14 protein-coding genes are annotated in these 12,531 nt (G+C 71.4%); 12 read left to right on the plus strand and 2 right to left on the minus strand.

What is annotated here, in order from left to right; all coding sequences use genetic code 11:
- The first annotated feature begins 647 nt into the window (after positions 1–647).
- The 5 genes from MET9862_RS10980 (at position 648) to MET9862_RS11005 (ending at position 4,207) form a co-directional block, all read left to right on the plus strand.
- Complete coding sequence (locus MET9862_RS10980) at positions 648–971, plus strand: ArsR/SmtB family transcription factor (protein ID WP_012752930.1); 324 nt, start codon at positions 648–650, stop codon at positions 969–971.
- A 678-nt stretch (positions 972–1,649) separates the two neighbouring features.
- Positions 1,650–2,075 (plus strand): YeeE/YedE family protein, encoded by a 426-nt coding sequence (locus MET9862_RS10990; protein WP_066918776.1) that lies wholly within the window; start codon positions 1,650–1,652, stop codon positions 2,073–2,075.
- A 2-nt stretch (positions 2,076–2,077) separates the two neighbouring features.
- A complete protein-coding gene (locus MET9862_RS10995) occupies positions 2,078–2,536 on the plus strand; it encodes a YeeE/YedE family protein (protein ID WP_012752928.1) in 459 nt (152 codons plus the stop codon).
- The gene (locus MET9862_RS11000) at positions 2,536–3,339 is read left to right on the plus strand and encodes a sulfite exporter TauE/SafE family protein (protein ID WP_066918775.1); all 804 of its coding nucleotides are present in this window, start codon (positions 2,536–2,538) and stop codon (positions 3,337–3,339) included. Before MET9862_RS10995 ends, MET9862_RS11000 begins: the two co-directional genes overlap by 1 nt.
- Before the next feature lie 43 nt (positions 3,340–3,382).
- A complete protein-coding gene (locus tag MET9862_RS11005) occupies positions 3,383–4,207 on the plus strand; it encodes an MBL fold metallo-hydrolase (protein ID WP_238231524.1) in 825 nt (274 codons plus the stop codon).
- A 237-nt stretch (positions 4,208–4,444) separates the two neighbouring features.
- On the opposite strand, the gene MET9862_RS11010 is transcribed toward MET9862_RS11005, so the two are convergent.
- The gene (locus MET9862_RS11010) at positions 4,445–4,684 is read right to left on the minus strand and encodes a hypothetical protein (RefSeq protein WP_066918773.1); all 240 of its coding nucleotides are present in this window, start codon (positions 4,682–4,684) and stop codon (positions 4,445–4,447) included.
- A 553-nt stretch (positions 4,685–5,237) separates the two neighbouring features.
- Here MET9862_RS11010 and MET9862_RS11015 point away from each other — a divergent pair.
- Together MET9862_RS11015 and MET9862_RS11020 are read left to right on the plus strand one after the other, a co-directional pair.
- Positions 5,238–6,356 (plus strand): acyltransferase family protein, encoded by a 1,119-nt coding sequence (locus MET9862_RS11015; protein WP_066918771.1) that lies wholly within the window; start codon positions 5,238–5,240, stop codon positions 6,354–6,356.
- Positions 6,357–6,541: 185 nt separating this feature from the next.
- Positions 6,542–8,062: a sensor domain-containing diguanylate cyclase gene (locus MET9862_RS11020; protein ID WP_012454476.1), complete on the plus strand. Its 1,521-nt coding sequence runs from the start codon at positions 6,542–6,544 to the stop codon at positions 8,060–8,062.
- A gap of 338 nt (positions 8,063–8,400) precedes the next feature.
- Here the strand turns inward: MET9862_RS11020 and MET9862_RS11025 are convergent, their stop codons facing one another.
- Positions 8,401–8,859: a helix-turn-helix domain-containing protein gene (locus tag MET9862_RS11025; protein WP_081435397.1), complete on the minus strand. Its 459-nt coding sequence runs from the start codon at positions 8,857–8,859 to the stop codon at positions 8,401–8,403.
- Here MET9862_RS11025 and MET9862_RS11030 point away from each other — a divergent pair.
- From MET9862_RS11030 to MET9862_RS11050, 5 genes are all read left to right on the plus strand, one after another.
- A complete protein-coding gene (locus tag MET9862_RS11030; RefSeq protein WP_012454474.1) occupies positions 8,858–9,931 on the plus strand; it encodes a hypothetical protein in 1,074 nt (357 codons plus the stop codon). The genes MET9862_RS11025 and MET9862_RS11030 overlap by 2 nt on opposite strands.
- Before the next feature lie 45 nt (positions 9,932–9,976).
- Positions 9,977–10,447, plus strand: a complete 471-nt coding sequence (locus tag MET9862_RS11035; protein WP_012454473.1) for a hypothetical protein — start codon at positions 9,977–9,979, stop codon at positions 10,445–10,447.
- Between the two features lie 75 nt (positions 10,448–10,522).
- Positions 10,523–11,296: a metallophosphoesterase gene (locus MET9862_RS11040; protein WP_012454472.1), complete on the plus strand. Its 774-nt coding sequence runs from the start codon at positions 10,523–10,525 to the stop codon at positions 11,294–11,296.
- 43 nt (positions 11,297–11,339) lie between these two features.
- Entirely contained in the window at positions 11,340–11,627 is a 288-nt protein-coding gene (locus MET9862_RS11045) for a hypothetical protein (protein WP_009861606.1), read from the plus strand.
- A gap of 35 nt (positions 11,628–11,662) precedes the next feature.
- On the plus strand, positions 11,663–12,531 hold an 869-nt coding region (locus MET9862_RS11050; RefSeq protein ID WP_142583010.1), incomplete at its 3' end, for a hypothetical protein.

The raw sequence follows: 12,531 nt of genomic DNA on the forward strand, positions 1-12,531 counted from the left end.
GGGAGCCTGCGCCTTCGCGAACGGCGGAGGAAGGCACTCATCACTTGCCAGGTCAACGCGGCTCGGCCTGCTCCGGCTCGTGAATGAGCAAGGACGCAGAGTGTGAGCAAGTTCAAGCGGTTGACAGCGGATCCCCGGGTCTGCGTGAAGAGCGCATGAAACAGTCCGTTCCCGGGGATCGGCAGGCTCGGTCGCTGGCCGGCGCCGACGGGCGTGGGCGGGCGCGTGTGCTCTGCCCGTCCCGGTGTGGCCGACGCCGCCGTCCCGTGCTGGCCGCGGCGCGGACCATGAACCCGTTGCGCGAGAGCGACCTGCCGGGCGGTCTCCCCCGAGCGCGTGCCGAGCCCGCCGCTGCCGACTGAATTCCGGTGGCGCCGCCTTGAGACGTCCATCAGAGAGCTTCCCGGACGGCTTCGAGCGCGCGCTCCCGCCCGCAGGCGCGGTTGTCCTGCGTCCCACGGTGGACTCACCGGCTTCGACGGATGATGCTCCCGCGGGAAACATGCGATGCCGGGCGAAGATGTCGAGCGCGTTACGCGCCGGCCACGTCTGCCTGCCCGGCATCGCCAGGGTTGGGAATTCCTGTCAGAGCCACCATGTTAGTGCCAGCTAAAACAGGGTTGTCTAATACAGGGCGGCCGACGTCGATGGATGCGGTGACAACGACCGACCTGCTGCGCCTTCAGGACAAGGCGGCCGATGCCGCGCGCCTGCTGCGCCTTCTCGCGAACGAGAAGCGTCTCCTCATCCTATGCCTGCTGGTCGCCCGGGGCGAGATGGACGTGACGAGCCTGGCCGAGGCGGTGGACCTCAGCCAATCGGCCCTCTCGCAGCATCTTGCCAAGCTGCGCGAGGACGGGCTGGTCGCCTTCCGGCGCGAGAGCCAGACGCTCCACTATCGCCTGGAGGATCCCCGCGCCGCGCGCCTGCTCGCGACGCTCAAGGACATCTTCTGCCCGGAGGCGGGCTGATCGGGTAACCAGGGCTCCGCCAGGCGCGCGCTCCGCCGCGTCGGCGGCTTGGCCGTCCACCCAGCGCCGCCGTGACGGCGTGGTCGACCCGGCTGCCACGGTCGTCGGCTCCGGGGCCAACCGGATCGGAACCCCCGGCGTGCCCGCAGGGCGTCGCGCTCGACATCGATCGCCCGGGCGGCCCGAAGGTCGAGGCGCCTCAGGACAGGCAACGGCGGGCCCCAGTCCTGGACGGCGTGAGGCGGCAGAAAGGCGGCCACGGCCGCCGGGAGCCGTGACCGGCGCCGGTCCGTGACCGCTCCCGAGAGCCATCCCGGCCAGCGTCGCCGCGTTGGCCGCCGACGTGGGCCCGCGATCCCATTCCCGTCCAGTTCGCGCGACCGCCGGCCGCTCGCCTCGGGATGCCCCCGTGCCAGCGGAGGCTCTCGTGAAGCGCCGCCTCGATCCGGCGGTTCACGCCAGGGGCGGTGTGGAGCGCGGCCCGTTCCGCCGTCCCGGACCATCCGGCGTCTCCCCGCCATCCCTTGACATTTGATTAGATATTTCTAATTTAGACATCACTAATCTGGTGGCGCCGTCGCTGGACGCTGCCGCTCACGACGGCCACGCCCCCGGCGCCTGAGGGATCGCTCCAAGCCTGCGCGAGACGCCCGGCACCGCGGTCCAGGAGTGAGTGCCATGGATACCTTCACCCCGCTTTCCGCCGTTTTCGGCGGTCTCATGATCGGCGCCTCCGCAGCGCTCTTCCTGATACTCAACGGCCGCATCGCGGGCGTCAGCGGCATTCTGGGCGGCCTGCTGCCGCCGAGCACCGGCGGGATCGGCTGGCGCGCCGCCTTCCTCGCCGGCCTGCTTCTCGCGCCCCTCGTCCACGCCGGCCTCGGCGGCGGCAGGCCGCCCGTGGCGGTCGAGGCCTCGCTCCCGCTCCTCGGGCTTGCGGGATTGCTGGTCGGTTTCGGCGCGCGGCTCGGAGCCGGCTGCACCAGCGGCCACGGCGTCTGCGGCGTCGGCCGCGGCTCGCCCCGCTCCCTCGTGGCGACCGGCACATTCATGGCCGCCGCCGCCGTGACGGTCTTCGTCACGCGTCACCTGATCGGAGCCTGACCATGTCCAGGATCGTGTCCGCGTTCGCGGCCGGCCTGCTGTTCGGGCTTGGCCTCATCGTCTCCGGCATGGCCAACCCGGCCAAGGTCCTCGCCTTCCTCGACGTGACCGGCCGCTGGGACCCGAGCCTCGCCTTCGTCATGGCGGGTGCCGTCACGGTCTCGGCCGCCGGTTACCGCATCGCGACGCGCCGGGGCCGGCCAGTGCTCGCGCCCAAGCTGGAGATCCCGACGCGGCGCGACCTCGATCCGCGCTTGCTGACGGGCGCCGCGGTCTTCGGCATCGGCTGGGGCTTGGCCGGCCTCTGCCCCGGGCCGGCGCTGACCCTCCTCTCGGTCGTGCCGACCCGGGCCGCGGTCTTCGTCGCCGCCATGGTCGTCGGCATGCTGCTGTTCCAGGCCCTGCCATCCGCCGTCTCCCGGCAAGCGGCGTCCACCTCTGCCGCGCCGGCGGATGCGTGATGGCGAGCTTCGTCACCTTCGGCCTGGCGGCGGGCTCGGGTGGGCTCGTCGGCGTGGTCCTCGGCCTCGTCGGCGGAGGCGGCTCGATCCTGGCAGTGCCCCTCCTGACCTACGCGGTCGGCGTGAACTCGCCCCATGTCGCCATCGGCACCAGCGCCCTGGCGGTCTCGGTCAGCGCGGCCGGCAACCTCGTCCCGCAGTGGCGGGCCGGGAACGTGAAGTGGCGGTGCGCAGGGGCGTTCTCGCTCGCCGGCGTCCTCGGCGCCCTGGCCGGCTCGGCCGCGGCCAGGGCGGTCGACGGGCAGAGCCTGCTCGCCCTGTTCGGGTTCGTGATGCTGGCGGTCGGCGGCCTGATGCTGCGCCGGCGGCGCGGCGAGGGCGATCCGGACGTGCGCCTGACCAAACGGAGCGCCCCGGTGCTCCTGCCCTGGCTGCTCGGCATCGGGTTCGCGGTGGGCCTGTTCTCCGGCTTCTTCGGAATCGGCGGAGGCTTCCTGATCGTGCCGGGCCTGATGCTGGCGACGTCCATGCCGCTGCCCATGGCCATCGGCACCTCGCTGGTGGCGGTCAGCGCCTTCGGGGCGGCCACCGCCGCGAGCTACGCGGTCTCCGGCCTGATCGATTGGACGCTGGCCGGGCTGTTCATCCTGGGCGGCGCGCTCGGCGGCCTCGTCGGCGCCCGCCTCGGCCAGCGTCTCGCCGGGCACAAGCGCGCCCTGACCATCACCTTCGCCGGCCTGGTGATCCTGGTCGGCCTCTACGTCGTCGCGCGCGGCCTGCCAGCCTTGCTCGGTCGGGCGTGACGTCCAGAGCCCCGAAGCCGTTCATCCCGAACCGGAGGAATGCATGTCAGACCTGACCGCAACGTCCCTGCACGGACGCCCGCTCGTGACGGGCTTCTACGAGCAGCGCACGGGCAGCGTGCAGTACGTCGTCGCCGATGCGGAGACGAAACACTGCGCCATCGTCGACCCGGTGCACGACTTCGATCCGAAGTCGGGGGCGACCGCCACCCGCTCGGCCGATGCCCTGCTCGCCCATATCGCGCGCGCGGGCTACAGGCTGCAGTGGATCCTCGACACGCACCCGCACGCCGACCACTTCTCGGCGGCCGGCTACCTGCACGACAGGACGGGCGCGCCGACCGCCATCGGCGAGAAGGTCGTCGAGGTGCAGAAGCTCTGGAAGGGGCTCTACAACCTGCCCGAGACTTTCCCGGCGGACGGCTCGCAGTGGGATCGCCTCTTCGCCGACGGCGAGCGCTTCCGGATCGGCAACCTGGACGTCGAGGTGCTGTTCACGCCGGGCCACACCCTGGCCTCCGTCGCCTACCGGGTCGGCGACGCCGCCTTCATCCACGACACCTTGTTCATGCCCGACAGCGGCTCGGCGCGGGCGGACTTCCCGGGCGGCAGCGCGCGCACGCTCTGGCCTTATTATAGCAGCCGCGTCCACGGCGGCACATCCACCGAGCGCTTCTTCCTGTTGATGAGGCGCCAGAAGGGGCTGTTGCGCCGTGCTTATGTGTTAGGATCGGCGACCGCATGGTGGCGACAGCGCAGGTCGGTCTGCCCGGGGCCTTTGTCCGGCGCCCGGCGGGCAACACGGTCCTGCTGCCGTACAGACTGCTCAGGCAGTTCAGCCTGCGCTTCAGGCGGGTCGCCTGCTTGAGGATCGGCCTGCGCTGACGATGTCTCGGCCCGGGGGGCGCTCAGCGTGCGACACGTGGCGGGCCGCTGGTACGGGCTCGGCGCCCTCGTCCTTGGACGACCTCCTGCCCGCACCCATGTGCTTCCCGGATGTCGCCTGTCGGCCACCCAGAACCGCCGCCACGCGGTAGCCTCGGTCCGCCCGGTCCAAATGCCGGTCAGGTCTCCCCCTCCCTGCTGCGTGCGGGTTCGCCTGCCCTCAGCCTCGGGCGCGTGGCCCGTAGAAGCGGTGCGCGTTCCGAACCACTCCGGGTTCATGCTCCCTCGGGAGATCGCGCCCATCCGTCATGGCGTTGATCACCTCGAACGCGTCCTCGATCCTCTCGAAAGCGCGACCGCCTTCGAGGTCCGACACGAACGTCCCGTCCGCCGCCAGGAAATAGATGACGTCGTCGTGTCTCAGGTAGACGTGATACTCGTCCGGCCGGTCTTCGCCCAACGTCAGCCCCCACTCCGCGAGCGGCCTATATGGAACGCAGCGAGGCCGGCACACACCGTAGAAAGTACGGTTGCGCGGGATCTGGGATTGACGGCCGTCCGTGGCGGGCGACCGTATGGCGTGAGACGTTGAGCGTGCCGGAGCGAGGTACGATGTCCCGGTGGCCGAGCGCGCGTTTGCCCGACCGGCCTGGTGACGGTGGCGCGGGAGAGCGGTGCGATGACACCACGCCGGGCGCCGGCGGCAACCCCGGCTGCGCTTTCCCGGCCCTTATCGGTTGAAGTTGTGCCGCCTCCGGGCGGCCTCGGGCGCAAGCCGTGGACACCGCTGGAGCGCGCCGGAACGGGTTCGACGCGGCTTCGCAACGCGCCACGGGACGCAGGGCAGTTCGTCCGGGGGGGCTGGTCGGCGCATCGGCGAACGTGCGCTGGTACCGCGGCCGCGGCTTCGTTCAAGTTCCGTTGTCCATCATGGACGGTCGCGCGCCGGTGCTGCCGCTCGCTTAACCGGCTCCGGCGAAACTCGGCCCCGGGCTGGGATACGGGGACGGATCGTGGGCGGGCGGGCGAGAACTCAAGCGGAGGAGGAGCTCCGATACGCCTGGGTCGACGTGGCAAAGGGCATCTGCATCTTGCTCGTGGTGATGATGCACTCGACCCTCGGCACCGGCGAGGCGATGGGTGGGGAGGGCTTCCTGCACCCGGTCGTCGCCTTCGCCAAGCCGTTCCGGATCCCGGACTTCTTCCTGCTCTCGGGTCTGTTCGTCGGACGGGTGCTGGACCGTGACTGGCGCCGCTTCGCCGACCGGCGCATAATCCACTTCGCCTACTTCTACCTGCTCTGGCTGCTGCTTCAGTCGGCGTTGAAGTACGAGACCGTCGCCGGGGATGGGGGCATCCCGGCCTTCCTGGCTCACCTTGCCCTCGCCCTCGTCGAGCCCTACTCAACGCTGTGGTTCATCTATCTCCTCGCCGTGTTCTCGATCGTGACGAAGTTGCTGCGGCCTTTGCCTGGCCCGGCGCTTCTCGGGACCGCCGCGCTGTTGCAGATCATGCCGGTCCAAACCTCCTCCTTCCTCGTTGAGGAGTTCTGCGCCCGCTACGTCTACTTCGTCGGCGGCTACCTCCTGGCCGACCAGATCTTTGCCTTCTCCGATGCCGTGCGGCGCTACCGGCGGCTGGCGCTTGCAAGCCTTGGGGCCTGGGCGTTGGCCGAGGGCTGGCTCGCCTTCACGCCGTCGGGCATCCCGGACCACCCGACCCTCGCGAGCCTGCCGGGGGTGGGTCTCGCGGCCGGATTCGCGGGCGCGCTGGCGATTGTCGCACTTGCCAGCTTGCTGGCCGAAGCGGGAGGCGTCGTGACGGGGGCGCTGCGTACCTGCGGGAAGCGCTCCATCGTGATCTATCTTGCCTTCTTCCTGCCAATGGCCGCCTGGCGCAGCCTGATCGTGAAGACGGGCGTGATCGAGGATGTCGGATTGGCCTCGCTCGCCGTGATGAGCGTCGCCGTCGTACTGCCTCTTCTCTTCGAGCGGCTCATCCGCGGCACCTGGCTCGGCTTCCTATTTCGCCGTCCCCGCGTTCTTCATCTCACGGGTACAAGGAGCGGTGAGGCAGCGCTCACGACGCCGCTGACCGGCAGCCGGGTGATCGAACGTCAGGCTCGCGGTTAGCGCAGGACCCGGGGGGGGCGTCTCGTCGGTGACGAGCAGGTCGAGGCTCGCGCGGCCGATTGCCTCGGCGAGCCCGTCCGTCAGGCGTGGGCGGGCCGGACAACCCTTCCGCACTCGCAAAGACCCGTTAGGTCTCGGCGTGTCAGGATCGAAGCGACGACAACGCAGCCGGGGAACGCCGCGCGATGATCCTGCCTCGGCGCCTCCCGCGCATCCTCCGGTCCGGCCGCAACTGGGTCGCGCTCAGCGTGCTGGCGCCCGTCGGCATGCTGGTCACGTCAGGGCTCCTGCTGCTGGAGGTGCGCCGTGACGCCTGGGACAAGGCCGAGCAAACCTCGAAGAACCTACTGCAGGTCATCGAGCGTGACATTGCCCGCAACGTCGAGCTCATCGACCTGTCCCTGCAGGCGGCGGTCGAGAACCTGCGTGCGCCCGAGGCGGCGGGGGCCGGCCCCAAGCTGCGCCAACTCATCCTGTTCGACCGGGCCGCCACCGCCAAGGACCTCGGGGTCATGCTGGTCATCGACGCCGACGGTGACGTCGCGGCCGATGCGGGCGCCGTCCCTCCGCGCAAGGGCAATTACGCCGACCGCGACTACTTCCAGGTCCACAAGGCGCGCTCGGACGTCGGCCTCCATATCGGCCGACCGCTGATCTCGCGCCTGACCGGGGAGCGCATGCTGCCGTTCAGCCGCCGCATCGCCAACCCCGATGGCTCGTTCGGCGGCGTTGCGCTTGGTACGCTCAAGCTATCGTACTTCACCCGGCTGTTCGACCGGATCAGCCTCGGTCATGAGGGTGCGATCAACCTCTACATGCAGGACGGCACGCGCGTCGTGCGCCATCCCTACGTCGAGGCCGACATCGGCGTGAACATCGCCGGCACCCGGAACTTCGACCGGTTCGTGCGCGAGGGCGGCGGCGCCTTCGTCGGCACCTCGGTCCGGGACGGCGTCGAGCGCCATTACGCCTTCACGCGGGTCGGCGACCTACCCCTCGTCCTCAACGTCGCCGTCGCCACCGCCGAGGTCGAGGCCGCATGGCGGACGAAGGCGCTCGGTATCGCCGCCGTCGTACTCGTGCTGTGCGGGCTGACGGTCACGCTGTCGCTGCTGTTCGGCCGCGAGCTCCGCCGCCGCGCGGAGATGCACGCCGAGATGGCCCGCCTCTCGCGCACCGACGCGCTGACCGGCCTTGCGAACCGCCGCCGGTTCGAGCAGGTCCTCGCCCGGGCTTGCGAGGACGCCCGACGCACGGGCAACCCGCTGTCGCTGCTCGTCGTCGATGCCGACCATTTCAAGCGCTACAACGACCGTTACGGCCACGCTGTGGGTGACGAGGTGCTCAAGGGCTTGGCCGGCTGCCTCAAGGCTGCCGTGCCCCGGCCCGGCGACCTCGCCTGTCGGGTCGGCGGCGAGGAGTTCGTGCTGCTCTTGCCGAACACCGACGCTGCGGGCGCGCGGCGCGTCGCCGAGAGGGTGCACGCCCAGGTGTCGGGACTGGCAATCGCCTCGGCCGGCATCGCGCCAGGCGCCGTCACGGTCAGCATCGGGCTGGCGACCGGGATAACCGACGCCGACCTCTACGGCTTGGCCGATGCCGCCCTCTACGAAGCCAAGGCATGCGGCCGGAACCAGACCCGCTGCGCATCGCGCCTAACGGGCAGGTCAGCCGGCGAGCCGCAGTTTCGTCTGGTCGGCGCCTGAGACGCTCGGCCGGGGCACGATGGCGTCGCGATGCCCGTGATCGCAACCCTCACGGCAGCGATCCTCGGGTGGGTCGTTCTCGACCTCAGGCGCCCGCAATAGCGGGGGGCTGGCTTGAGCGGGGCGAGGCCGCATCTTGGAAGCGATGGTCTTGCCAGGGCGCCGAGCCTGGTTCTCCAGGTCCGACGGTTGACACCCGCTTCCCTGGGGAACCGTGGGCAACGGCTGGATGCGAGCGATCCCGTGACGTCCAGCCCTGTTGCTCGACCACCGCAAGCCGATGCCGGTAGAAACGTACCCACATGTAGAGGCAAGATCTCTTCGCGGAACCAAGCTGTTTAGCCTCGCCCGGTGCCATCCTCCGCGTCATCGCGCTTCACGTGCGGCCTGCTGACCAGAACGCCAATCGCTTCGCCACTTCGGTAGAAGCGCGCCCCACGGTTCTCCAGGGCTTCGCGTAAGGCGCGGACCACGCGGCTTCGGGGCTCCACCTTCTGGTTCTCGAAATCATTTATCGTTTTCTTGCTCACGTCCGAGAGTTTCGAGAACTCAAGCTGCGTCAGGCCGAGCAACTCGCGAGCCGCTTGGCACACAACGCCCGGAAGGGGGGCGCCGGGCTCCAGCGCTTCGACGTTGGCTGAGGATAAGTCGAGCGGCGGCTTGCTTTGCTCGTGATAAAATATTACACCCGTGGTATAGTTCCATCTCGTTGCTTGAGCTCGCCCGTCCGCGCGTGGTCCCACTCCATCGCCGGCATCCGTGGCCCGCTCCGCTCTCTCGGGATGGGACTGCTCCATGCTCTACGCCTTCTACGGGGCCGATGGCCGTTCGGCCGCGACCCATGCCGCCCTCGCGGCGGCCCACGCCCTGACCACCGCCGCACGGCCCGCCACGTTGCTGAGGATCACCGAGCGGGGACAGGGCCTTGCCCGGATCCCGGAGACGATGCCAGAGGCCCTGTGCGTCGTCGAGGCCGAACCCGGCGACCTCGTCACCTTCGACGATCCGGAGGATCTGATCAGGCAGGCGCAGGCGACGGCGCGGGACGTCGTCCTGGACCTTCCGCTCTCCTGGCTCCCCTACCGCAGCTTGCGCGAGGCGGCGGCCTTGTCGGTGGTCGTTGTCGGTCCGGGCGCCATGGAGGAGCGCCTCGCAGCCTTCGCCCTCGGCCAGTGCGGGGAACAGGTGATCTCGGGACGGGCGGCGGCGGATCAGGCTTCCGGCGTGGGGCCGGAGCCCGGATCCGCCGCCCCGGTCTGGCTGCTCGGGGCCGGACGGGCCGGAGGAGGCCCGGACGCCACGCGCTTCGAACAGACGATGCGCCCCCTCCTCCGCCGCGCCGGCGCCGGTGACGGCTGCCGGTTCCTGCCCGTGGCCCTGCCCGCGCCGACGCGATCCGAGACGCACGCCGTCGCGGCGGGCCATCCGCTGGCCGGAACGGTGCGCCAGGGCATGCTCCTTCTCGCCGCCATCGAGGTGGCCGCCCAGGATCCCTTCGTCGCTTCCCTCGACAGCGGGCGGTTCGCCCGCGCGCTCGGCCTCGATCCCGAGATGCCCGTCACCCCCGACGAGCGGCGGCTCTGCGACCGGCTGCGCGACCTCGCCGACGCGCTGGAGGCGCTGGAGCAAGGCGGACCGGCTCCGGAGGAGATGGCGCGGGCGCCGCTCATGGAATCCTGGAGTTTTCTGAGCGGCCGGACGCGGGTGCTTGCCGGCGTCTCCTTCGGCCACCCGACCATCGCTTCCGGGCGCCCCACCCTCACCTCGGACGTCTTCGCCACGGACGGAAGAACTTGGGCGCGGACGCTGTCGCGCCTCTATCGCCTGGGGACACCGGCAGAGGCGACGCCGGCGGCGGGGCTCCAGTGAGCGCGCGCCCTCCCGCCCATCCCGACGCCATGGAGATAGCCTGACATGTCCCGACCCGCTTCCGGGCGCCGCGACGCCTGCCCGGCCGCTCCCGCGTGCCCGCCCGCCGCCAACGCCGCGCTGAGGCGCGCGCCCCCGATGCTCAGGCTGTGGCGGGTCGTGCCGCCGCAGTCCCTCGGTCCCGCGACGGCGCGCTCGCTCCTCATGGTGTTGCGCGCGGTCGAACCCCCTTGCGCCCGGCGACGCTGGGACGCCGCGCTCCGGGGCGATCCGGTCGCGACCACGCGCATCGCGCTCACGGTCCTGCGCCTGGAAGGGGTGAGCGGACCGGCGGCCGACACCGTCGCGAGCGCCCTGCTGCTGCGTGCCTTGTGCGGTGATCGAACCGCCCCGGTCGTCCTCGCAAGCGCGCTGAGGCGATTGGCGCGCCGACGTCCGGACGAGCGTCACCTGGTCGAACTCGCCGCGCGGTGGGCGGCCTGGGTGCCGCGCGTCCCGCCGGCGCCGCGGCCGTGACCGACCGGGACCGGTTCGCCCCGGCGCCGGCCGAGAACCCCTGCCCCGCATCCCAATCGCCCAAGGACGGCACCCATGCGCATCTGGATCCTGTCGGACCTCCACCAAGGAGTGGGAGGGCCACCGTGGAACCCGGCCCGTATCCCCGAAGCCGACGTGGTGGTCGTCGCGGGCGACGTCTGCGAGGGGCTGGGCGCCGCGGTGGACTGGGCGGCCGAAGCGCTCGGACGCCACATGCCGGTCGTGATGGTCGCCGGCAACCACGAGTTTTACCGCCGCATCCACGGCGAGGAACTCGCGCTGGGCCGTGCCGCCGCGCAAGCCGCCGGCATTCACCTGTTGGAGGACGAGGCGGTCGCGCTCGGCGGCGTCCGGTTCTGCGGGGCCACCCTCTGGACCGACTATGCGCTCGATGGCCTTGAACGGCGGCGGGCGGCGATGGACGCCGCCGGCCGTGGCCTCAACGACCACCGGCGCATCCGCTGGGGCCACGCGCGGCGGCCCTTCCGCCCGGAGGAGGCGCTCGGCCTGCACGAGGCCTCGCGCGCCTTCCTGGACGCCGTCCTCCGGGAGACCCCCGGCGGGTTGCCCCAGGTGGTGGTCACGCACCACGGCCCGGCACCGGCCTCCGTCGCGCCGGTCTTCGCCGGCGACCCGCTGAACCCGGCCTTCGTCTCCGATCTCGGGCCGATGATCGAGGACCGGCGCCCCGCCCTCTGGGTTCACGGTCACGTCCACGCCAGCCTCGACTACGTGCACGCCGCCACACGGGTGATCTGCAACCCCCGCGGGTACGGCTCCGAGAACCCGGCCTTCCGCGCGGATCTCGTGGTGGAGGTCGGCGCGTGAGGACGCCTCCCGCATCGGGCGTCGCGGCAAACGGGGGACTTGGATGACCGCCTACCTTCCGGCCGACCTGCACGAGCAGGTCGCCGCCCTGCGCACGCTGCTCGGCCGCCTGGAGCGGGTCGTCGCGGGGGCGTCGCCGATCCGCAGGGAGCTCGCGTGGGCCCCCCTCGTCGAGGGCTGGGTGCCCGCCTCGCAGCCGCTTCCCGCCATCGTCGGCGTGATCGACGGGAGCGCCGTGCTCACGGGCCGGATGTGGGCGCTCGACCCGAACCTCAGATGGGCGCTGACGGAGGAGGGCTGGCTGCGCCTCGGCCAGCGCGGCGAAGCCTGACGCGTCGGACCACGAAGATGGAGGACGAATTTCCTTTGACCGGTCCTGTCGTACCCCCGAGCCTCGCGCGCAGGATCGTCCTGCGCCACCTGCCGCGCATCCTGCGTGCGGGCCTAGATCCCGACGGCTTGTACGGTCGGGTGCCGGTGATGCTGGCGCGCGACGCGGGGGCCGTCGACGCCGGCCTCGGCGAGGCGGTCCTGGCCTGGATCGCGCAAGGACCGGCGCGGGACATCCACGACGACCTTCCGGAGATGGCCGCCGGGACGGCGCCGCGGGGCCCCAGGGCCCTGCTCAGGCGCGTCCTGAGGTTGCGCTCTGACGGCCGCGATGAGCGGCCGTCAGAGGTCCATCCCTCGGAGGCCCGCACGCTCGTCGGCCTCCTCGACGGGTTCGCGGCCGCCCACGACTCCGTCACGGTCCGGGAGATCGCGGACGCGGTCCTCGTGTTGACCGCCTCGCCCGCCGACCGGTCGGCCGCGGCGCGCTTGGCCGCCTCGATATGGCGGGAGCTGCCGCGCATCGACGAGAGCGCGGCGATCCTCCGGCTCCTCGACATGGCGGAAGAGTTCGACGACGACGACGACAACTTCGTCTCGGCCGAGGCGGGCCGGCACGGACTCCTGCCCTTGCCCATGCCCGAGGACGCCCGGGCCGAGGTTCTGCGCCGGGCGTGGGTCGAGGCCATCGACGCGGCCATCGCGGACCTGCGGGTGCAGGCCCGCGCCCTGGCGCTCGGCCTGTCCGCGCTCGCCGTCGGCGAGACCGAGCGCTACTACGGGACTGAGGGGATCGGGAGCGCGGCGCTCCGGTTCGGCGAGGCGGCGCTCGGACCCGTCGAGCGGCGCGCCCGCGCCGCCGAGCGCAGGCGCGCCGAGCTGGCCGCCGCGCGCAAGACCGCCGA

This window comes from Methylobacterium symbioticum (assembly GCF_902141845.1).
GTDB lineage: Bacteria > Pseudomonadota > Alphaproteobacteria > Rhizobiales > Beijerinckiaceae > Methylobacterium > Methylobacterium symbioticum.

Bases quoted from the DNA above. Each gene is read 5' to 3' on its own strand.
- MET9862_RS11040 (WP_012454472.1), top strand. From the start codon at position 10,523: ATGCGCATCTGGATCCTGTCGGACCTCCACCAAGGAGTGGGAGGGCCA.
- MET9862_RS10995 (WP_012752928.1), top strand. From the start codon at position 2,078: ATGTCCAGGATCGTGTCCGCGTTCGCGGCCGGCCTGCTGTTCGGGCTT.
- MET9862_RS10980 (WP_012752930.1), top strand. From the start codon at position 648: ATGGATGCGGTGACAACGACCGACCTGCTGCGCCTTCAGGACAAGGCG.
- MET9862_RS11035 (WP_012454473.1), top strand. From the start codon at position 9,977: ATGTCCCGACCCGCTTCCGGGCGCCGCGACGCCTGCCCGGCCGCTCCC.
- MET9862_RS10990 (WP_066918776.1), top strand. From the start codon at position 1,650: ATGGATACCTTCACCCCGCTTTCCGCCGTTTTCGGCGGTCTCATGATC.
- MET9862_RS11025 (WP_081435397.1), bottom strand. From the start codon at position 8,859: ATGGAGCAGTCCCATCCCGAGAGAGCGGAGCGGGCCACGGATGCCGGC.
- MET9862_RS11000 (WP_066918775.1), top strand. From the start codon at position 2,536: ATGGCGAGCTTCGTCACCTTCGGCCTGGCGGCGGGCTCGGGTGGGCTC.
- MET9862_RS11005 (WP_238231524.1), top strand. From the start codon at position 3,383: ATGTCAGACCTGACCGCAACGTCCCTGCACGGACGCCCGCTCGTGACG.
- MET9862_RS11020 (WP_012454476.1), top strand. From the start codon at position 6,542: ATGATCCTGCCTCGGCGCCTCCCGCGCATCCTCCGGTCCGGCCGCAAC.
- MET9862_RS11045 (WP_009861606.1), top strand. From the start codon at position 11,340: ATGACCGCCTACCTTCCGGCCGACCTGCACGAGCAGGTCGCCGCCCTG.
- MET9862_RS11030 (WP_012454474.1), top strand. From the start codon at position 8,858: ATGCTCTACGCCTTCTACGGGGCCGATGGCCGTTCGGCCGCGACCCAT.